Genomic DNA, 21,177 nt, shown 5'->3' on the forward strand with positions numbered 1-21,177 from the left:
CTTTCTTTCTCTGATTCAATTGCTTTATCTTCTTTCTTGGACTCTAATTCTTTACTTTCTTTCTCTGATTTAATTGCTTTATCTTCTTTCTTGAACTCTAATTCTTTACTTTCTTTCTCTGATTCAATTGCTTTATCTTCTTTTTTGAACTCTAATTCTTTACTTTCTTTCTCTGATTTAATTGCTTTATCTTCTTTTTTGAACTCTAATTCTTTACTTTCTTTCTCTGATTTAATTGCTATACCTTCTTTTTTGAACTCTAATTCTTTACTTTCTTTCTCTGATTTAATTGCTATACCTTCTTTTTCTGATTCTGTTTCTTCACTTTTCTCCTTTTCTCTTATTCCGCGTGCATCATCTTGACCATTCAGCATTGTCCCTTTGTAAACTTTGTTCCATATTCCCTTACCAACCCATGGCTTATTCATCACCATCCCCCCATCTGATGAAATTCATAAAAATATGTTTTTTGTACACGACCATTTCATCATTATATATGTTTTATAATAATAAAAAAGACATTGTCTTTTTATCTGAAGTAAACCCGAATAATGATACATGAAAAAAACACCCCCTTAATTCGCATACTAAGTATGCAAATTCAACGGAGGTGTTTTTAAGAGTACATTACCCAGAAGAAGTAAAGTGGAAAGTGATTGAGATGAAAAAGGATGGCTATTCAAATCGTACCATTATGGAAACACTCGGAATTAAAAATGTTTCCCAAATTAAGACATGGATGAGATGGTATCATACAGATCAAACCCATCGTTTTCAACAACCCATAGGACAACAATATTCTTATGGAAAAGGACCAAAAGAACTAAATGAATTGGAACAGCTTCGATTAGAAAATAAACATTTAAGAACAAAATTATTTGTATGAGGAAAGTATCTGGAAATCGAAAGGAGCTGAAATCGCATACCGTTTTTTCCCTATGGAATAAATTAAAAACAAAATTAACCATACAAGAACTGTGTAAAGTATTAGAACTACCACGTTCCACATTTTATCGTTGGTTACAGACAACAGAACGCCCTAAAGACGGTATGGGTATCGAAGAGTGACCACCATTCTTCGAAAAATGGGGTTGTGTGTCAATCATAAAAAAGTATTACGAATCATGAAACAATATTATATACTCTCGAAAGTACGTCGTAAGAAAAAATATATATCAACGGTGCTGAACCAGGTGTAGCTCCTCATCGATTAGAACGTCAATTTGAATCGTCAGCCCCAAGTGCAAATTGGTTTACGGATGTAACTTACCTATTATTTGAAGAGTGTATATTGTATTTATCAATGATTATGGATGCCTTTAATCACGAAATTATTAGTTATGTCATCAGTGAATCACAAACTCTGACACTAGCTATGAAGACATTAAAACAAGCAATGAGAGGGCGAAAAGTAAAAGATGTCATCCTTCATTTAGATCAAGGATGTATTTATACTACAAAGGAATTTAAGCGCATGCCAAAGAAAAAGGCATTATCACCAGCAAAAATTGCCATGATAATGCCGCCCTGGAAAGCTTCTTTAGTCATTTAAAAAGCGAAGCTTTCTATTCACAAAAGATAACAAAAGTATCCAACACAACTGTGCGAAAGATTCTGCTAGAATACATTCATTACTACAATTGTGTGCAAATTCAAGAAAAATTAAACTACCTATCTCCTAAAGAATATAGGGAACAGATGATTTAGGTGCTTTGATATGTGTCCTGTTTTCGGGGGTTCACTTCAATCAAAGACAATGTCTTTTTTAGTTTTATATTTGTACTTGTTGTACTTGTAGAACCTTTAAAGTAAGATCTAGTACAATTTTTTCACGAAGTGTATCAAATGTTTCGTTTAATTCTGTTGGACAAGGGGAAAAGTCTAATTCAAAGAAATTAGCGCTGACTAATTCGCAATATGGTTGTTCGTTATAAACAACTGCATTTTCGAAGAAGTATTTGTCTAAACGTGGTAAATCACCGTTTTTTGGATTAATAAAGTGAGATGTTGTATCTGAGGAAGATGCTATTAAAGCTTGTGTTAAAAAATCACCATCTGCTAAGTCTGCAAAACCAGAAAATGGAACATTTGCAATGCGATCAAATAGCACTGAATCGCATCCACTACCTGCATATTCAATGTTTTTACGAATAAATCCTTGTACAAATAATTTTGCTCTTGTAACTCGGCGGAAATTTGTGCCTGTTACTGGAGTAAATGCTACAGGAACCAATTTACATTGTGTTAAAAATACGTTTTTTAACACACGTTTAATCTCAGTCGCCGCAGGTTCTAATGAAATATCGGATTCTACAACAATTTGAATTGTTCTTTCTGCTAATACAACTGGTATTTTTACAATTGGTGCTGGAGTAAGAATTGGTGTTGCCGCTTGATCGCTTAATGGGGTTTGAGTTTGTCCTGCTGTTTGACATGGTACATTAATTGGGCATTGTTCACTCATATTTTATAATCTCCTTTATAAAAAAAATTTAGAGTTTTTTAACTCTCTTTACTGTATATGTACTTTTTCTATTAATGCGTGGGTTTGTATCATAGTCACTTTTATCATTTACAAAGTAAGGGATTCATTTCCTCTTGATAGTTAAAAACACATAAATTAATATACGAAGCCTATACGAATATCTACCTAGATAAAATAGAATTTCTTGACCTTTTCATGATAGAACTAATAAGAATGATACAATTAATTTTTTAAAGAGTCTTTTTATTCTATCTAGCAAAGGGTATATTTAATATTAATCATTTACCCACTTAATAATATCCACCAAGCAGAACATCACAATTATTACCCCCTTCTATAAAAAATAAAAACCGACTAAAAAAGCCGGTTTTTGTAACCAATAAATTGCAAAATCTCGTCATCAGGCTTTTCCTTTAAATTCTTTATGTTGTACAATTCGTACAAATCCCTATTCATTCACCTATTATCCACAACATAAGTATCATACGCCTTATCAAAAACATATCCTAGCTTTTCTGCTAGTTTGGCAGATGTACTATTCGCTGCATCCCAGTTTGGATATATACCCTTTTCTAAACAATCCAATATAATAGCTGTACTAGCTACAGTCGCCAAACCTTTTCTTCTATGGTTCAGAACAGTAGCAATTTCAATTTCAATCCCATCATCATAAATACTATACGATGATGCACCGCATACAACTTCTCCTTTATACAAAATACTATAACCTATGCCACGATTTACATAATCTTTTATTGATTGAAATTGACTTGTAAAATCTTCAGAAAGCTTATGTAGTGTAGGATTTTTTGCGATATGCTCATCTATTTTTTTTAACTCATATCCTTTTGGAAGTGTTGATATAAAAGATTTTAATTTTGAACGATCAAAAACTTCCGAATTACGTTTGAATTTATAGCGTAAAAACTTATCTATTTTTCTTTCATAAAATGTTTCTAAACACTTTTTCCACTCTTCACTATTTACAATTACTAACATTCTTTCAGGAATGTTACGTAATAACTCTTCTGTTTCTTTCACATTTAGATCTCCAGCGTAAAATGTGAAAATTCCTACTGTAACTTGCGCTACTGTCGGATTTTCAAGATCGTTTACCCAGGCTGTTCCCATATGTCCTTGTAAATAAGAAAATAAAACAACATTATTAAAATCTTCGAACATAGAAACTAATTTTTTTCTTGTATGTATATTCGCTTCATATATCATTTACATTCCTACTTTCTATAAAATCAATATAACTCTATATTTCCATGAAGTAACTTATGTTTCTGTTTTTTTACACATTCACCTATTAAACTTAAATTTCTAACAATTGTAAATAATTCGCAAATATAAAATCATTATAACATTTAATCAAAAAAGAAAAATTCACTTTTTCGATTTTAAAATACACATCTGTAAATGCAAGGTATGAGGTATTTGTTGTAACGGATGTATCTGGAACTTTTAGTAAACAAGTTGCTGATGCCGCTCTTATACGTATGGCCCATGGAGGAGTCCAACTAATGAACTGGTTTAGCGTTGCAGCAGAATTACAGCGTGACTGGCGAAATGATGTTGAAGGTTTCGGATCTTTACTTGCTAAGCATCTTCCAAGTTATCAAAATATCATCGGAAGCTATATGGGAGCTCAAAAAGAATTTAGTAAATAAATTACTCAATCCTTGATTAAACTTGATATCAATTTTAAATAACTATGTAAACTCAATAAAGATTACCAATAGCCCTTTTCTTACTTACTTTACAAATATTGTATGACCTCCTTCATTACATTTAAATACACTTAAATTATATTTCCCTAGCTTTACTGTAGTGGGTCCCTTCATAATTTATTGTAAAATACCGTACCATAATAGGAAGTTTCACATAGCGATTAATAGTACAACTAACCGCCCTATTTACTTCTAACATTCATATTAACAATGCGATTTTTTCGTTACTACAATCCACCTAGTATATGTAAAAAAACCTCATTAAACACTGTGGACAGACATTTCCAAGGAGACTAAAATCCTCTTCAATAAATTTAACTTTCGTTTTACAATTACAAACTTTTCCTATTCGATTCGCATCAATCTTTGAGCAATCTACAAAAATAACCTCACTGTCTTCTTGTACAAATGGTACGATACTTTTCATCTTGTTAAATGACAGGAAATAGGATACAACAATTTCGTTTCGACTTACACTCCACTTACATTCCATCCCTTTATGTTTTTATCTAATACATATAATATGAGCAGAAGATAAGAAAAGCTTGGACAATATAACTTTAACGTAAGGATATAGTTACCTACTCATAACATTGATAAGGAATTTACACCAATAATAAGTAATAACACATAATTTTTGCTATAAATGCATATAACAATTTCATCTTTCAATAAAAAAGCGTTATAATGAGATGTAGCCTCTACGATTACGTTATAAAGGAGATTAAAACTATGGCTAAAATTAAAGTGTACCAAGCAAAAGAAGAAAATATGGAAGCAGTAAAAAACATCATTGATGTTGAGGAGCAAAATCCAACTGCTGAAAATCTACAAAATCTATACGCATGTGTATTAGATACTGAAGATATGGCATTGCCTGAATCATATATTGAAGAAGATATCTTAATTGATTCTATAGAAGTTATGGTTAACGCTTCTCAAAGCAAGCTAAGAGACTTAGGTACATACGATGTAATCGAAGTTCAAAACAAAGGTAAGAAAACACAAATTTTATTATTAGCAGACGAAGAATACGAAATTATCGAAGGCTAATCTGAATCCTTACATATGAAAAAAGCTCCTTTCAAAATTGAAAGGAGCTTTTTCTTTACGCTTTTGATGTTTCGCTTTTCACCTTATTTTGTTCTTTCTTTAATACCATACGCTCATTTCCCATAAAGAAAATGAATACGAATGCTAAACCAGCTGGTACCAATGCCCACATAAATGTTTGAACAATCGAACTAGAAAGAGCATCAATAATTTTATCTAATATTTGCCGCGGAATTTGAGACCTTGCAGATTCTGATAATATAGCTCTTGAATCTCCTAATGCGTTTGTATCCATTCCACCGCTCATACCTTTAAACGCTTCTTCTAATTGATCTTGGAAACCGGTTCTTTGGATCATTCCAAAGATTGTAATACCAAGTGTCATACCTAATGAACGAATGAAGTTACTCGTTGAAGTCGCAGACCCGCGTTGTTCCATACCGAAGTTGTGAATAGCTGCCATACTTAGTACAGAGAACGAGAAACCAACTCCAAATCCGATAATAATCATATAAACCGTTAATAATGCACGACTTGTTTCTGGCGTTAACGTGCTTAACAAGAATAATCCAATTAGCATAATAACAGCAGAAATAATCATAATGTTTCGGTAACTAAGTTTTGTCGTTAAGAATCCGCCTAACTGCGCTGTTACGACTGAACCTAACATCATCGGTAAAAGTAATAATCCTGAGTTTGTTGCGGTACCACCGTATACACCTTGAATAAATAATGGAATGTACACAGTTGCTGACATAAAAGCAGCTCCGTAACATAATGCAATAATTGTACTCATTCCGAATAAGCGTTGTTTAAACATCTCAAATGAAATAATTGGCTCTTCTACTTTTCGTTCAATGTAAATAAATGCGATTATTAAAATAGCGAATCCACCAAATAAACTTAAAATAAAGCTAGAATCCCAATCATATTTTTGTCCGCCTAATTCTAGGGCAAACATTAAACAAACTACTGCACCAACTAAAGTAATTGCGCCAAACCAATCAATTTTTTGTTCTCTATGAACTCGTGACTCTTTATAAAAGAATGTAATAAAAATAAGTGCTAAAATGCCAAGTGGTAGGTTAATGTAAAATACCCAGTGCCAACTAATGTAATCTGTAATATATGCACCAAGTAACGGACCGAAAATACTTGATAAACCAAATACTGCTCCGAATAAACCACCCATTTTCCCGCGCTTTTCAGGAGGGAAAATATCAAAAACGATAGTAAACGCGATCGGCACTAATGCCCCGCCGCCAATACCTTGAATAGCACGATAAATACCTAACTGTGTAATATTCTCAGCAGTACCACAAAGTGCCGAACCAATCATAAAGACGATTAAACCGAAAATAAAGAATCTCTTTCTACCATACATATCTGATAGTTTTCCGAAAATCGGCATACCTGCCATTTCTGCGACCATATAGGCAGAAACGACCCATACAAAGTTTTCTAGGCCTCCTAAGTCACCAACGATCGTTCCCATCGCTGTTACGACAATGGTGTTATCCATTGATGCCATTAAAATACCTAGCAATAAGCCCGCCACAACAAAGCCGAGCTTATTATTCTTCTCAACCATAACCTTGCTCTCCCTCGTACTACTTATATTTGTTTATGTTCTTTTACGACCGCATTACCTTTTTGATTAAAACTAGTATGATATTCTACAACACTAATTTCACATCCTGGACCAATTGTAACGTTATTTCCTCTTACAACTTCAGCAATTGTATGTTCTAAATAAATATCATCCCCTTCAATAATTGATGTTTGGAGGCTTCCAGCATGACTTGTAAAAGGAATAAATCTCGCTTTTTTACGAACGGTAATCTTTTTACCACCAATTTCTCTCACTTTGCTTCCTTCATAACGAAGTGAAATTTGAATATTTTCCGCATTTAGTAATCCATCACTTTCAAGACCACCTGTCAGTGATAAATCTTCTACTTCAATATCTCCCTTCACATTTAAAGCACCTTTCACATCTACGAAATCACCAATGAACTTTCCTTTAACTTCTATCATACCTCTAACTTTTATTTTTTCAATATGAGCATCACCATGCAATTGTGTATTACCATATACTTTTACATATTCCGCATCTACATTTCCTTGTACTTCACTATCTCCATATACGACATAATTTTTAACTTTCATATTACCGCGTACATCACTCGTGCCATACGTTTTAAATTCATTGCAACTCATATCATTAGAAATTGTTCCTTCACCGCGAATCTTTACTTTGTTATAATCTCCGCCTGCTGAACTGCCAGAACCATTTACTGTGAGACTATGTTGATGTTCCATACTAATTTCTCCCTCCCATTAAACCTGCTTAATTTCTTTCACATTTGCACTTTTATCTACAGTAAGAACACCAGTATATTCAATGAGTTCAATCTCACAATTCGGTCCTACTGTAACATTGTTTCCTCTGACCGTTTTTATGTGAGCATAATCTATATCGATATTGTCACCTTCTAGTAGTTCAGCTTCTAACTGCAAACCAAATACTGTTTTAAATAGTCTACTAAAAGTACTCAATCTATGTCTTACTTTAATCGTTTGACCACCAATCTCTTTTGCTCTACATGTACCGTGAATATTTATATGAATCTCATCTGCACTTAATAATCCACCAACTGTAAATTGTCCTTCTGAAGAAAATGTATCAACTTCACAATTACCATCAATTGTCGCTTGACCGTTGATTTTAAATTCTTCACCAGTGACATTTCCACCTATCGTACCTTTTCCTGCAATTTTTAAACTGGTCGCCTTCACATCTTGAGTAATTGTTGCTTTTCCATCAATTCGCATCGTTTCTGTATTAACAGTACCATCAACCTTACCTGATCCACTAATTCTTGCATTGCTACTTTTCAAATCACCAGTAACTGCACCGTAACCATTACATTCAAACTGGTCACATTCAACGTTTCCATTCACAGTTCCTTTTCCATTTAGTTGTACTTTATGAAACTCACCGCCATTCGATGAACCGTAACCGTTTATAATTAAATTTTCTGTACGCATTATTTCTCCTCCACTACAACAGTTTAGTTTTTAATGCTTCGGTATATTTCGTAATTGCTTCACGTAAAACAATTTTTGTTCCCTTTTCAAAAATTAAATCGTCCACGTTTGAAACTAAGAAACATGTAGAAATCCCTAACTTTCGAACGATAATTAAGTCGCAAATTTTATGCTTAATTGCTTCATAATTTTCTCGTAAAACCTGTAGAACCATTTTTCCTTCTTCTAAACTAATCTCTCCCGATTGTAGTAATTCTTCTAACATATACAAATAAAGAATATCTACAAATTGAAAGTCTGCCGTTTTGTTCGTTTGCTCTATGAAGAATTGTAAAACAGGTTCTGATGTAATCCCTTTACGAATGAGATCTTCTTTCGTTAAAAAAATCTCTGTTACACTTGGCGAAAACATATTTGCTAATTCATCTAGTGATAAATCCTCTTTCATCGTTTGGATTTTATCAATACGCTCTAATATTTTTTCTTTCGGAAAAAATGTTTCCTGACCCGTGAATGTTGACTTTCGTACAAACCAATCTTCCGGTATTAAATTTTTTCTTTTCCACCTATATAACTGTCCGTATGAAATACCAGTTAGTTCTAATAAATCTTTTTTTGAAATCAAATCTGTACTCAACTGTATAACACTCCTTCCTAATAACAATGTAACATAACACTGTTACGCTGTAAATAGGCATTCAACATAAGTAGCGTAACAATGTGTAAAACAAACTTCATTTTTCATACAAAAAGGTTCTTACGCATCTTACTAAAATGCATAAGAACCTTTTTATATCAAGACTTAAACCATATTTCATAAAAATCAATCCAACCTTGTGAATTAATCATTATATTTTGTACTTTTTCATGTGTACTTACCTCTTGTTTGTTACGATATAAAGGAATAATATGAATTTGGCGTAACAAAGTGTACTCAAGATCGCGTAACAGTGTACTCCGTTTCTCTAATTGATTTTCTGTAAAATAAGGTTGTAATACTTCATTAAAATTTATATTGCTATGCTGATGAATAAAACTGTTTTTTGTAAGAAACATGTATAGTAGACTATCTTCTATCCGTTCACTAATCGTTGCACTATCATGCATGATATCAGCTTTTTGTATCGTACTTACTTGCAACAAATCTTCTATTTCAAGAAAATTGATTTCTATATTAACCCCAAATTTCACACACTCTTTTTGTATCCAGTGCGCATCTTCAACGTGATCTCGTCCTTTAAATGTATAAAGTTGTAACACTTCATTATGATAAGTACTTCTTTTAATTAAACTTTCTATATCTTCCTCAATTTTTACTATGCTGTCACTTGCTAATATCAACTCCTTTGCGACTTCTCCACGTTCTCCGCCGAGTTCTTGAACAATTGTATCGCCATGAATGATTTTATATAGTGCCTTCCGAAACAATTCATCTTGCATTGGCCCTTCTTTCACAAGATTACATGTTAAATATGTCACGTTCGACTCAAGTCGAGACAATTCTTTATTATGTTTTTCTCTATCTTTATACTGCGCTTTTACTAAAACATCATATGTATTTACACTTTGTTCTACATTCCATAACTCAACTCGATCTAGAAAAGGTCTCTCTCGAAAATATAAATGATGGGCTTCTAGTATAAACAGATTTTCATTACTTTTATATAATTGAAAAGGTCCTGTACCAATGAAGTTTCCTACTTCATCTTCTCTTACGATAGAACACTGTTCTGCACTTAGCATATGTAAAAACATCCTATTTTCCGTATGTAATTGAATTTCTACAACATATTCATCTACTGCACGGAAACTTTCAACATGTTGTAACATCCAAGAGTGCGGGTTGTTTTTAGCTTTCATAAATCGATTTAATGAATATATAACATCATGTGTAGTAAGTCGTTTTCCATTATGAAGGTGAACTCCTTTTCGTAAATAAAACGTCCATATCTTTTCAACATCATTATATTCCCAGTGAAAAGCAAGTCTTGGCTCTATAGAATTTGTTTCCTCGTTTACATATACAAGTGTATCAAAAATATGTTTAACCATGTGGCATTCCGAGCGCATCGTAGCGTATACAGGATCTAAGGAAATATTTAAATTCATTTGCACTTGCAAACGGAGTACATCTTTTCTACCTTCGAATGTCATTTCAATTTTATGACCAAATATAGAATCAACCCAAGACTGATATTCTCTCTTTACTGATGGAAAATGTGCGCTATAGCGTTCCACAAATGAGATCCCGCTTTTCACATCCCCTTTTTTCGTTATTTCTTTTCCTCTATCTAAAATTAATGGCGTCGGATGCTTTTTAAATATTAATTTAGAACGATTTCCTCTCCCGCGACCTGGAAACCAAGCGATCCAATGTAACTCTTCTAATTTTTTTATAATTAATTTACTATTACGCTCTGTACAAAATAAAGTTTCAGATATATTTTGCACTGTTATTTCTAATTGTTCTCCTTCTCGTTTCCCTTTCCCATAGGCAATCCATAGTTCAATGTATTGATCTAAAATAAACATCATAATCCCCCTAAAAGGTGAAAAATACTCCCTTTTATTTCTACCCTTTTTCCATTTCTCCTTTCATTTTATCATTTCAATATAGAAAGGAGGAAATCATATTGAACCATCTCTTACTACGTTACAATAAACCTATTATCATTAGACTGTGTGGTGAATTATTAACCCGAACAACGGAATCAATGTTAGCTCTCATTATGATTATATACGTTAATAAAATGTTAAACGGCAATATAATGATGACTATGCTGATTTTCGGACTACAACCACTTTCAGACATTGTCTTTACACTTATTGCTGGAGGCGTTACTGATAAATATGGGCGAAAAAAAATTATGTTACTCGGCTTATTGCTGCAAGGTGTTGCAATCGGTAGTTTCGTTTTTGCTCAATCCGTTTTTATATTTGCACTGTTATATATCATTAATGGAGTTGGTCGATCCTTATATATTCCCGCTCAGCGTGCACAAATTGCTGATTTAACAAAACAAAAGCAGCAAGCAGAAATATTTGCTCTCCTGCAAACGATGGGAGCAATTGGATCCGTAATCGGTCCTTTAATTGGTGCTATCTTTTATACTACTCACCCTGAATATTTATTTATGATGCAAAGTATTACACTTATGATATATGCAATAGTTGTTTGGACGCAGCTCCCAGAAACTGCTCCAGCAATTACAACGTCAAAACAAAAACTTGAAGTAGCATCATCTCCAAAACAATTTGTACACAAACATTACGCCGTATTTGGACTTATGGCTTCTACACTTCCTATTAGCTTTTTCTATGCACAAACTGAAACAAACTATCGTATTTTCGCAGAACATGTATTTCCGAATTTCGTATTCATACTCGCATTTATTTCAACCTGCAAAGCCATTTTGGAAATCATTCTACAAATTTTCCTCGTAAAATGGTCTGAACGATTTTCCATGACGAAAATCATCCTTATTTCTTACACCTGCTATACAATAGCTGCAATTGGATACGGGTATTCAGCGACTATCTCGTCTCTATTTTTCACATTACTCTTTTTAGTCATTGGAGAAAGTATTGCTTTAAACCATTTACTTCGATTCGTTTCAGAAATTGCTCCAAGTCATAGACGCGGAATGTACTTTTCGATTTACGGTATACATTGGGATATTTCAAGAACTTGTGGTCCTTTTGTTGGAGCACTGTTATTAAGCAATTTTAGCGGTAGTACTCTATTTTACATTTGTGCCTTCTTCTTAACAATTGGCGGAATCATTCAAGCATTTTTTATTCAGTCACTGGAAAGAAACAAAGTAAAAGAGCTGTCCCTATAGGAACAGCTCTTTCATTTAACCTGCCATTTTATTAATACTATCCTCCGGTGAAAACACAGAAATATGATGTACTTTACCCGTTGATTTTGGAATAACAAATTTCAATTCAAATTGATTATTTACTTTATAAACGTATATTTTATCATCACCATTTACTTTAACCGATGCTGGTGTTCCTAAAGCCTTTTCGATTTCTTGTAACGTAATCGATTTTAGTTCTGCATGGTAAGAACGAACATCAAAAACTTGAGATCCTTTATTAAATCCGAACGCAACATTTTTTTTTGTAAAAGTCACGTACATCCCGTTTCCTGCTTGCTCAGTTTTATCTGCTTTCCCCCATGCCTTCTCTATTTCTTCAATATCACCTGTATGTGCTGCGTACGAAATGTTAGGTACTTTACCTTCTTTCGCTTGTTTAAATAACTCTTTAACATAGTTAATTGATTTTTGGTTAAGTGCTGTATTTTTCGAATTAGAATCTGTTGAAGGCTTTGCTGAATTTTGATCTTTTGGTTTTTCCACAGACTCTTTCTCTTTTTTCGAAGCGGTGTCCTCATTATTTTTACTCGTTTCCGATGTATCGTTCTTTTTTTCCGTACTATTTTCAGATTTTAAATTAGTTTGTTTCTTTTCCTCAGCGTTATGACACGCGTTTAAAGCCGCTACACACGTTAAAGTTAGAAACAATAAAAGCACTTTCATATATACTTTCATCATTTTCAGCTTCCCTCTTCAACATATTCACTTTTATAACCATTCCATTACACTACTCTTCAAATGCTTCAGGGTGCATATCATAATACTTATTCAAGTTATATAATTATATATCATTGCTTCCTGAAAAGTTTTAAAAAATCGGAATTGTATTATTAATCATCTTATTCATCTCCTTGTATATACCTTCTTCCTTTATTTATTACAATCCTTCTATTTTAACTTATAAATAACTGTCACAAAATTCACTTTAAATAACAACAGGAGAAGTGTCGTTACACAAAAAAGTTCTTTATTAAAATGTAGTTTTTATACTATTTTTTAATAAAGAACTTTTTACATCTCATCATTATATACAATTATTAAAAATCTTTCCTGCACAGTATGAAGTAGAAAATACATTTGTTTTTTGAATACAAAGTGATATTTTGCTTCATTCCTTTACTCTCAATGATTTAAAAAGCATATAATCCATATTAAAATTTTTCTAATTTCCATCATCATAGTAAACAATACAAATGACTTGCACTAGTATATATTCTTCCTAGAAAACAAATTTCTTCTATTCATTTTATGCAAGAAAGTGAATAATCAAAGGGGCAGTTTTGAAAATTCAATCCCACTCTCAAAAATCAAAATCATATCTATTTAAAACACATCTAAAATTATTATATTTTTCTCTTACTAAAATTACACAAATTCCCCAATAATCCCTCTCCAAAAAGTTAAATCTTTTGTTAATTTTCAACCCTAGCAATGTTGAATTCATAAAAACTTTTTTTCCTCCTAAAACTGCTTTAACTAATTTTTTAAGTTCAAGTATATTAGGAAGGTTTTCAACGTATCAATTCATGTTTGTTCTATTTTTTGCATGTATAAAATTAAGAAGTTGTATATAATCATTTTCTTGCCCAATATCAAATCTTTTTCCATCAATAATTTTGCCATACACGTTCTTTGTCTTAAGTAAAGACTCTATTGCATCAGTTAGTTGATACTCACCTCCATGCCCAGGCTCAATCTTTTTTAACAACTGGAATATATTTGGCGTAAAAATATATCGGCCGACAACAGCAAGATTAGATGGAGCATTTGCTTTCGGTTTTTCAACAATATTTGTAATCTGAATATAATCTCCCTTAACACTATCCCCCTTAATAATCCCATATTTATCTAAATCTTCATCTGGTACAGTATGGATACCTAATACACTACTTTTTGTCTCTTCGTATATCTTAATTAACTGATTTAAGGGCGTTTCTTTATTAGAAATTATGATATCATCTGGCAAAAGCACAGCAAAAGGGTGATTACCAATAAATGTTTCTCCTAATTTTATTGCTTCACCAAGTCCTTTCGCATACGGCTGTCTTACATAATGGATTTGAACGTTAGGGATATTGTATTTTTTTAATAATTCGACCTTTTGTTCCCTTTCTAAAAATGCCTCTAGTTCTAATGAATAATCAAAGTAATCAACTATTAAGTTCTTTCTACTTGAAAGAATGATTAATATTTGTTCAATCCCTGACTTCACAGCTTCTTCTACAATATAATGAATTGCAGGTTTATTACCAATCGGAAACATTTCTTTCGGAACTACCTTTGTAATAGGAAGACTTCTTGTACCATAACCAGCAGCTGGAATGATCGCTTTTTTTATCATCCCCCTCTCCCCCCTTCTTCAACATGCTTTCAATACTATATTCAGTAGAACCCTTAACCGCGCATCACAAATTTAAAAAAGGCTCCTATCTTACATCGTTTGTACGAATAGGCCTTTTCCTATGTCACCATTTTAACTTGTCCGCTAATATACTGTAAAAACTAGTATTAACTATAGAAAGGTGATTTGCCGTATGAATATATGTATTATAGGATCTGGTTATGTTGGACTCACATCGGCAGCAGTTTTAGCCGATTTGGGGCATTCTATTATTTGTGTCGATAAAGATCATAATAAAATCCAAGCTCTTCAGAACGGAGAATGCCCAATTTACGAACCTGGTTTAAAAGAACTTATTTACAAGAATCGAAAACAACTAAAATTCCAGCATGATATTAGTCTAGCTATACAACAATCATCAGTTATTTTTATCGCTGTAGGAACTCCTTCTACCCCCAGTGGAAAGACAGATTTAAAATATTTATACTCTGTTATTGATTTATTAGTTCCAACAATAACATCCTATAAAACAATTATTACCAAAAGTACAGTTCCACCTGGAACAAATCAACATTTATATGAAATGCTCATCAAAAATGGTGTACCGTCATCTCTATTTAATATTGTTTCTAACCCAGAATTTCTCCGTGAAGGATCTGCTGTTCAAGATATGCTTTTTCCAGATAGAACTATTATTGGTATCCAAAAAAATGATACAAAGTCATTAGAAGTTATGCAGAATATTTATAAAAAAATCAATGCTCCATTCATTTGTACTGGCTTAAGCGAAGCGGAATTAATTAAATATACAGCCAATGCATTTTTAGCTACAAAAATATCCTTTATAAATGAAATCGCCCGAATTTGTGACGCGTACCACATTGATATTAATGAAGTGGCAAAAGGAATTGGCTACGATTTTCGAATTAATCCCCATTTTCTTCAGGCGGGAATGGGATATGGAGGATCGTGTTTCCCTAAAGATTTACATTCACTCATATATACAGCAAATGATAAACAGGTAACAGTTCCTATTTTAGGAGCTGTACAATCCATTAATTCTACACAGATTGACCTCTATATTGAAAAAATTAAAAATGTCATAAAAGTACACTCTTCAAATAAAGTAACAATTTTAGGAATTTCCTTCAAACCAGACACTGATGATATTCGTAATTCACTTGCTGTAGAACTTCTTGAAAAATTACTTCCTCTTGGTTACAACCTTCATGCGTATGATCCAAAAGCTTCTCTTCCTCTACATTTGAATAAACAAGTTACACAACATAAAGAACTAAAATCCTCAATCACAAATTCTGATTGTATTATTCTTGCCACAGAATGGGATGAATTTAAAAAACTTAATTGGCAAGAAGTCAAACAATTAATGAAAGGATGCACGATTGTGGATGGACGAAATTGTATTGATAAAGATGAAATAGAGCAGTACAATTTACGCTATATAGGAGTTGGTCGCCCATGAAAATACTTGTAACAGGAGCCGCCGGTTTTATTGGTTCTCATTTATGTCAAGCATTACTTGAGAATAAGTCATATCATGTAGTTGCTATTGATCAATTTATTGGCCCTACCCCACTGACTTTAAAAACAGATAATATTCGGACCCTCCAGAAGAATCCACGATTTCAATTCATTAGAGAAAATATATTAACTACAGATTTAACCAGCCTATTAAAAGATGTAAAAGTCGTTTATCATCTAGCTGCTATTCCTGGTGTAAGAACAAGCTGGGGAAAAGATTTCCATCCTTATGTAACCAATAACATACTTGCTACACAATATTTACTTGAAGCATGCAAAGAGATACAGTTAGAGAAATTTATTCATATATCAACATCTTCTGTTTACGGAGAAAAATCTGGTAGAGTTTCTGAAGACTTATTACCGAATCCACTTTCTCCATATGGTGTCACAAAATTAAGTAGTGAACACCTATGCCATATTTATCACAAAAATTTTCATATACCAACTGTGATTTTAAGATATTTTACTGTTTACGGACCCAGACAACGACCAGACATGGCATTCCACAGGTTAATTAAACAAATACTAGAAGATAAACCTCTCACAATATTTGGCGACGGAACACAAACACGTGATTTTACCTATATCGATGACTGTATACGAGGAACCATAGCTGCTTTAGAGACAAGCGAACATATAGTAGGAGAAGTTATAAATATTGGTGGAACAGAACGATCTTCTGTTTTGAATATCATTTCTACACTGGAAAAAATATCAGGTAAGTCAGCAAATAAAATTTTTCTGAAATCAATTCCTGGCGAACCAAAACAAACATGGGCAGATATATCTAAGGCTAATAAATTATTGCAATATCGTCCTGTTGTTTCTTTAACTAATGGATTGGAAGCAGAATATAAGTATATAAAACAACTCTATAAAGGAGACTAGTTCATGAAAATCGCATATATATGTACTGAAAAATTACCTTCTCCAGCAATTAGAGGTGGTGCAATTCAAATGATGATTGATGGAGTATCCCCCTATATATCACAAGGATTCGAACTTACTATTTTCTCCATTTCAGATCCGAGTCTTCCGAAACAATCAACACAAGATAATATTCATTACGTGTATTTCCCTCAAATAAATTATGAACAGAATGTTATCAAGGCACTTCAATCCAATACCTTTGATATTATACACGTTTTTAATCGTCCCAAAAATATTCCCCTATATAAACAAGCCTCTCCAGACAGTAAATTTGTATTAGGCCTTCATAACGATATGTTTGCTGAACACAAAATGTCCATTCCTGAAGGCAACTTCATTATTGAAATGGTTACAGCTATCGTTACGGTTAGTAACTATATAAGAGAAACGGTAATTGAAAGATTCCCACAAGCTGAACATAAAATTTCGATTGTTTACTCTGGTGTAAACATAAAAACATCTCCTCCAATTTGGACACGCAAAGGACAAGAAATTAGAAATGAATTTCGGAAAAAATACGCTATCCAAGATAAAAAGGTGATTCTATTTGTTGGGAGATTGACCAAAAATAAGGGACCAGATATACTCATCCATGCCATGAAAGAGATTGTTAAAGTCCATGAAGATGCGGTACTCGTTATAGTTGGAGGTAAATGGTTTAGTGATAACAGAGTAAATAAATATATAAAAAAATTGCATAAACTTGCTAAACCTATTAAAGAACATATAATTTTCACTAAATTTATACCAGCAGATCAAATTCATAATATTTTTTTAATGGGAGATATATTTGTTTGTAGCTCGCAATGGCATGAGCCATTAGCACGTGTTCATTACGAAGCAATGGCTGCTGGAATCCCCATTATTACAACAAACCGTGGTGGAAATGCAGAAGTTATAACAGATGAACATAACGGCTGTTTAATTGAACAATATGATAACCCAAAAGAATTTTCTAGACTTATCCAAGGTTTGCTATCTCAACCAGAATTCGCAAAATTAATTGCTCAAAATGGTAGGCAGATCGTTGAAAAAAGCTTTACATTTAAGCATACAGCTAATAAGTTAAAACAAGTATATAATCAAGTAACAATACCCACAAACCAACCTGTAAAAAATCTCCTGCGGCCACTTAAAATTCAATTTATATAAAATGAGACTTTAAACAGTATTTTTCCACTTTTTTCAATTTTACCACTCAATCTTTTACAGAATGTGGGATAAAATTAAACTTATTGAAGGATGCAACTCAATTTCCTATTTACCTCAACCTCTCATTTTGTATTTTAATTTCATAAAATGAACAAAAGTATAAGAAAAATCGCCCCTAAGATTGAAGTGAACCCGAATAGTGGCACATGAAAAAACACCTCCTGAATTCGCATACTAAGTATGCAAATTCAATGGAGGTGTTTTTCGTTTGAAGACAAGAGTTCATTATCCAGAAGAAATAAAATGGAAAGTGGTTGAGATGAAACAGGATGGTTATTCAAATCGTACCATGTATTTATCAACGATTATGGATGCCTTTAATCGTGAAATTATTAGTTATGTCATCAGTGAGTCACAAACACTGACATTAGCGATGAAGACATTAAAACAAGCAATGAGAGGACGAAAAGTAAAAGATGTGATCCTTCACTCGGATCAAGGGAGTATTTATACAGCGAAGGGATTTCAAGCATGTGTCAAAGAAAACGGCATTATCACCAGCATATCCCGGAGAGGAAATTGCCATGATAATGCCGTTATGGAAAGCTTCTTTGGTCATTTAAAAAGTGAAGCTTTCTACTCACAAAAGATAACAAAAGTATCCAACACAACTGTGCGAAAGATTGTGCTAGAATACATTCATTACTACAATTGTGTGCGAATTCAAGAAAAATGAAACCACCTATCCCCTAAAGAATTTAGGGAACAGATGGTTTAGGTGTTTTGATATGTGTCCCGTTTTCGGGGTTCACTTCAGATAAAGGGGGGATTTTTCTTATGCATCGTCTTCTTCGTCTTCTTCGTCTTCTTCGTCCTCTTCTTCTTCGTCCTCTTCTTCTTCGTCTTCTTCGTCTTCGTCTTCGTCCTCTTCTTCTTCGTCTTCTTCTTCTTCTTCTTCTTCCTCTTCTTCGTCTTCGTCTTCTTCGTCTTCGTCCTCTTCTTCGTCCTCTTCTTCTTCGTCTTCGTCTTCGTCTTCGTCCTCTTCTTCGTCTTCGTCTTCGTCTTCGTCTTCGTCTTCGTCCTCTTCTTCTTCGTCCTCTTCGTCTTCTTCGTCTTCGTCTTCGTCCTCTTCTTCTTCGTCCTCTTCTTCGTCTTCGTCTTCGTCTTCGTCCTCTTCTTCTTCTTCCTCTTCGTCTTCGTCCTCTTCTTCTTCTTCTTCTTCGTCAGTAAAGGTTATTTCTGTTTCATCAATATATTGAACTTCTACTTCTGCACCAGTATGTGTACCAGATTGAATAACTTCAGCCAAAAGTTTTAATACCTCTTGTATATCTTGATCAGAATTAATACTAAAGCCATTCTCAAAATCTATTTTTATTTTTGCTCTTTTTACATCAGCCATTTACATAACTCCTTCCTTATTTGACTTATATTTAAAATATGCTAGAAAGTAAAAAATGATTGTTGTAATTGCGGACTTTTCATTATTCTTTTTCTTTAAAATATTTTAAATTCCCAGCTATCCACGGTCTTTTTAATGGCTCGTTAGGAGTAATAATTTTTATTTTTATTTTTGGTTTTTCTGGTTCAGTAGTAATGAAATCCGATTGTATGGCTTCCTCTTCAACGATTTGAATATCTTCATCATTTATTTCCTCAACAATGTCCTTAACTATTGTGTTTGTTTTACTGCTTATTGTTTCTAACTCTAGTAATCCCACTATCGGTAACTCCACTAATTCTATATCTTTAATAATCGCTAAATTCTCTAATATAGATGATTCATCAAGTACAATGTCTTTTTGCTTCTCTAATGTTTGCTCATATTCTGACATTTCCCATCCCATTGGTCCTGGTGGAGAAAACATAAATTTTTCTAAGTCTAAAATAGGTATTACTATTTCTTCTGGTTCTAAATTCATTTTCTTCCCCCTCCACTCTTATTCTTGATTTCATCATAAACATCTGAAAATCGAGATAAAAATTCCTCTTTAGAATCTTCCAGTGCAATTATATTTTGTAACGCCCAAATATATTTTTCATCAGACCAAGAACGCTTTTGCCCTAAATAATATTTATGTGCAATTGAACATAATAAATGAGGAAACGTTAAATCCGTCCAAAGTATGCGATATTGTTTTTCTGATAACGGATTTTCTGAATTATAGGCACTCAGCATATGGATTACTAAATCAACATCCCAAACTGACATTTTTTTCATTACTTTATTTAAAATAATACGTAAATCTCTTACTGGTAAATCATTTGTAATAGAATGTAACTCCTTCATAAAAATATCATCATCTATTTCCTCAAATCTTGCCAATGTAAAATCTTGTTGACAAAAACTTTTAGATGCAATTACTTGTTTTGTCCATTCATTATAAAATGGTTCATCAATATCATGTAATGCCCTTTTGGCACGGGCTATCATTTTATCAACATATTCTAAAAACATTTTTGAAAACACATCGTTAGGATAAGATTGTGCTATTCTTTTGTTTCCTTCTAATTCTTGCAATTTCCACCTATATAACTTATGCCATTTTCCTAATCGACTTCTCATTTTACTTTCTTGATGCGGAGTATATCCTTCTGATGCTTGATGAAACTTACCTGCATATATAAGCACTTTTTCCAATTGTTCTTTATTATAATAAATCACTTCTTTTCCTTGATGTTTATCATATAATACATATGCATAATCATCCGCTCCAATACAAAATCCCCCCCTTTTTGTTTGATGCATTTTCGTAATTGGCAATCCTTTTTGAAAAAGATGTAAATGTGCTCCCGCAATAAATAACATTCTTTTCGGCTTCATATGTGCTTGTTTTAATATTTTCAACCCTTCATTTGTCTCCACTTCCCAAACAGTTCTTCCACTTCTACTTGATTGCAGAATAATATTATTTACCTCAAACGGATAAAAACTAAGGATTCTATTTAAATGTTCTTTCTCTAATCCAGCTATTTCTTCCAATTCTCTTCATCCTCCTCTTG

At 32.9% G+C, this 21,177-nt stretch carries 17 protein-coding genes and 5 pseudogenes; 8 read left to right on the plus strand and 14 right to left on the minus strand.

Annotated features, from left to right (window positions below):
* Nucleotides 1-428, minus strand: a pseudogene (locus tag ACQKNR_RS07995) (BC_2427 family protein); the annotation flags it as partial.
* A 182-nt stretch (nt 429-610) separates the two neighbouring features.
* On the opposite strand from ACQKNR_RS07995, the pseudogene ACQKNR_RS08000 reads away from it, so the two are divergent.
* Nucleotides 611-1,707: pseudogene (locus ACQKNR_RS08000) on the plus strand (IS3 family transposase).
* 64 nt (nt 1,708-1,771) lie between these two features.
* On the opposite strand, the gene ACQKNR_RS08005 reads toward ACQKNR_RS08000, so the two are convergent.
* Together ACQKNR_RS08005 and ACQKNR_RS08010 are read right to left on the minus strand one after the other, a co-directional pair.
* Nucleotides 1,772-2,464: a CsxC family protein gene (locus ACQKNR_RS08005; RefSeq protein WP_427316775.1), complete on the minus strand. Its 693-nt coding sequence runs from the start codon at nt 2,462-2,464 to the stop codon at nt 1,772-1,774.
* A gap of 477 nt (nt 2,465-2,941) precedes the next feature.
* A complete protein-coding gene (locus ACQKNR_RS08010) occupies nt 2,942-3,712 on the minus strand; it encodes a GNAT family N-acetyltransferase (RefSeq protein WP_427316777.1) in 771 nt (256 codons plus the stop codon).
* Nucleotides 3,713-3,909: 197 nt separating this feature from the next.
* Between ACQKNR_RS08010 and ACQKNR_RS08015 the strand changes: the two are divergent.
* Nucleotides 3,910-4,158, plus strand: a pseudogene (locus tag ACQKNR_RS08015) (isochorismate family cysteine hydrolase YcaC); the annotation flags it as partial.
* Nucleotides 4,159-4,480: 322 nt separating this feature from the next.
* Here the strand turns inward: ACQKNR_RS08015 and ACQKNR_RS08020 are convergent.
* Nucleotides 4,481-4,693, minus strand: a pseudogene (locus ACQKNR_RS08020) (BC_2878 family exosporium-associated protein); the annotation flags it as partial.
* Between the two features lie 257 nt (nt 4,694-4,950).
* Between ACQKNR_RS08020 and ACQKNR_RS08025 the strand changes: the two are divergent.
* A complete protein-coding gene (locus ACQKNR_RS08025; RefSeq protein WP_427316779.1) occupies nt 4,951-5,271 on the plus strand; it encodes a hypothetical protein in 321 nt (106 codons plus the stop codon).
* 55 nt (nt 5,272-5,326) lie between these two features.
* On the opposite strand, the gene ACQKNR_RS08030 is transcribed toward ACQKNR_RS08025, so the two are convergent.
* From ACQKNR_RS08030 to ACQKNR_RS08050, 5 genes are all read right to left on the minus strand, one after another.
* Nucleotides 5,327-6,862 (minus strand): MDR family MFS transporter, encoded by a 1,536-nt coding sequence (locus tag ACQKNR_RS08030; RefSeq protein ID WP_427316781.1) that lies wholly within the window; start codon nt 6,860-6,862, stop codon nt 5,327-5,329.
* A gap of 23 nt (nt 6,863-6,885) precedes the next feature.
* Nucleotides 6,886-7,593: a cytoplasmic protein gene (locus tag ACQKNR_RS08035; RefSeq protein ID WP_427316783.1), complete on the minus strand. Its 708-nt coding sequence runs from the start codon at nt 7,591-7,593 to the stop codon at nt 6,886-6,888.
* An 18-nt stretch (nt 7,594-7,611) separates the two neighbouring features.
* Nucleotides 7,612-8,322 carry a polymer-forming cytoskeletal protein gene (locus ACQKNR_RS08040; RefSeq protein WP_427316785.1) on the minus strand — a complete coding sequence of 237 codons (711 nt, stop codon included), beginning with the start codon at nt 8,320-8,322 and terminating at the stop codon, nt 7,612-7,614.
* A 13-nt stretch (nt 8,323-8,335) separates the two neighbouring features.
* Nucleotides 8,336-8,959 (minus strand): YhbD family protein, encoded by a 624-nt coding sequence (locus tag ACQKNR_RS08045; protein ID WP_427316787.1) that lies wholly within the window; start codon nt 8,957-8,959, stop codon nt 8,336-8,338.
* Nucleotides 8,960-9,117: 158 nt separating this feature from the next.
* Nucleotides 9,118-10,854 carry an ABC transporter substrate-binding protein gene (locus tag ACQKNR_RS08050; protein ID WP_427316789.1) on the minus strand — a complete coding sequence of 579 codons (1,737 nt, stop codon included), beginning with the start codon at nt 10,852-10,854 and terminating at the stop codon, nt 9,118-9,120.
* 101 nt (nt 10,855-10,955) lie between these two features.
* Here ACQKNR_RS08050 and ACQKNR_RS08055 point away from each other — a divergent pair, with 101 nt between their 5' ends.
* The gene (locus ACQKNR_RS08055) at nt 10,956-12,164 is read left to right on the plus strand and encodes an MDR family MFS transporter (RefSeq protein ID WP_427316791.1); all 1,209 of its coding nucleotides are present in this window, start codon (nt 10,956-10,958) and stop codon (nt 12,162-12,164) included.
* A gap of 15 nt (nt 12,165-12,179) precedes the next feature.
* Here the strand turns inward: ACQKNR_RS08055 and ACQKNR_RS08060 are convergent, their stop codons facing one another.
* Together ACQKNR_RS08060 and galU are read right to left on the minus strand one after the other, a co-directional pair.
* Nucleotides 12,180-12,884, minus strand: a complete 705-nt coding sequence (locus ACQKNR_RS08060) for a YjgB family protein (RefSeq protein WP_427316793.1) — start codon at nt 12,882-12,884, stop codon at nt 12,180-12,182.
* 841 nt (nt 12,885-13,725) lie between these two features.
* Entirely contained in the window at nt 13,726-14,547 is an 822-nt protein-coding gene (gene galU / locus ACQKNR_RS08065) for a UTP--glucose-1-phosphate uridylyltransferase GalU (RefSeq protein WP_427316795.1), read from the minus strand.
* Nucleotides 14,548-14,740: 193 nt separating this feature from the next.
* Here galU and ACQKNR_RS08070 point away from each other — a divergent pair, with 193 nt between their 5' ends.
* The 4 genes and pseudogenes from ACQKNR_RS08070 to ACQKNR_RS08085 all read left to right on the plus strand — a co-directional run.
* Nucleotides 14,741-16,030: a UDP-glucose dehydrogenase family protein gene (locus ACQKNR_RS08070; RefSeq protein WP_427316797.1), complete on the plus strand. Its 1,290-nt coding sequence runs from the start codon at nt 14,741-14,743 to the stop codon at nt 16,028-16,030.
* A complete protein-coding gene (locus tag ACQKNR_RS08075; protein WP_427316799.1) occupies nt 16,027-16,980 on the plus strand; it encodes an NAD-dependent epimerase/dehydratase family protein in 954 nt (317 codons plus the stop codon). The genes ACQKNR_RS08070 and ACQKNR_RS08075 overlap by 4 nt, the downstream gene beginning before the upstream one ends.
* 3 nt (nt 16,981-16,983) lie before the next feature.
* A complete protein-coding gene (locus tag ACQKNR_RS08080; RefSeq protein ID WP_427316801.1) occupies nt 16,984-18,174 on the plus strand; it encodes a glycosyltransferase family 4 protein in 1,191 nt (396 codons plus the stop codon).
* A gap of 334 nt (nt 18,175-18,508) precedes the next feature.
* Nucleotides 18,509-18,910: pseudogene (locus tag ACQKNR_RS08085) on the plus strand (transposase); the annotation flags it as partial.
* Nucleotides 18,911-19,009: 99 nt separating this feature from the next.
* Here ACQKNR_RS08085 and ACQKNR_RS08090 read toward each other — a convergent pair.
* From ACQKNR_RS08090 to cotS, 3 genes are all read right to left on the minus strand, one after another.
* Nucleotides 19,010-19,576: an AAA family ATPase gene (locus ACQKNR_RS08090; protein ID WP_427316803.1), complete on the minus strand. Its 567-nt coding sequence runs from the start codon at nt 19,574-19,576 to the stop codon at nt 19,010-19,012.
* Nucleotides 19,577-19,658: 82 nt separating this feature from the next.
* Nucleotides 19,659-20,096, minus strand: coding sequence for a hypothetical protein (locus ACQKNR_RS08095; RefSeq protein WP_427316805.1), 438 nt, complete (start codon nt 20,094-20,096; stop codon nt 19,659-19,661).
* Nucleotides 20,093-21,157 (minus strand): spore coat putative kinase CotS, encoded by a 1,065-nt coding sequence (cotS, locus tag ACQKNR_RS08100; RefSeq protein ID WP_427316806.1) that lies wholly within the window; start codon nt 21,155-21,157, stop codon nt 20,093-20,095. The genes ACQKNR_RS08095 and cotS overlap by 4 nt, the downstream gene beginning before the upstream one ends.
* Between the last annotated feature and the right edge of the window lie 20 nt (nt 21,158-21,177).

Origin of the sequence: Bacillus sp. NPDC094077, assembly GCF_050279465.1 — a bacterium.
In the GTDB taxonomy this organism is placed as follows: domain Bacteria; phylum Bacillota; class Bacilli; order Bacillales; family Bacillaceae_G; genus Bacillus_A.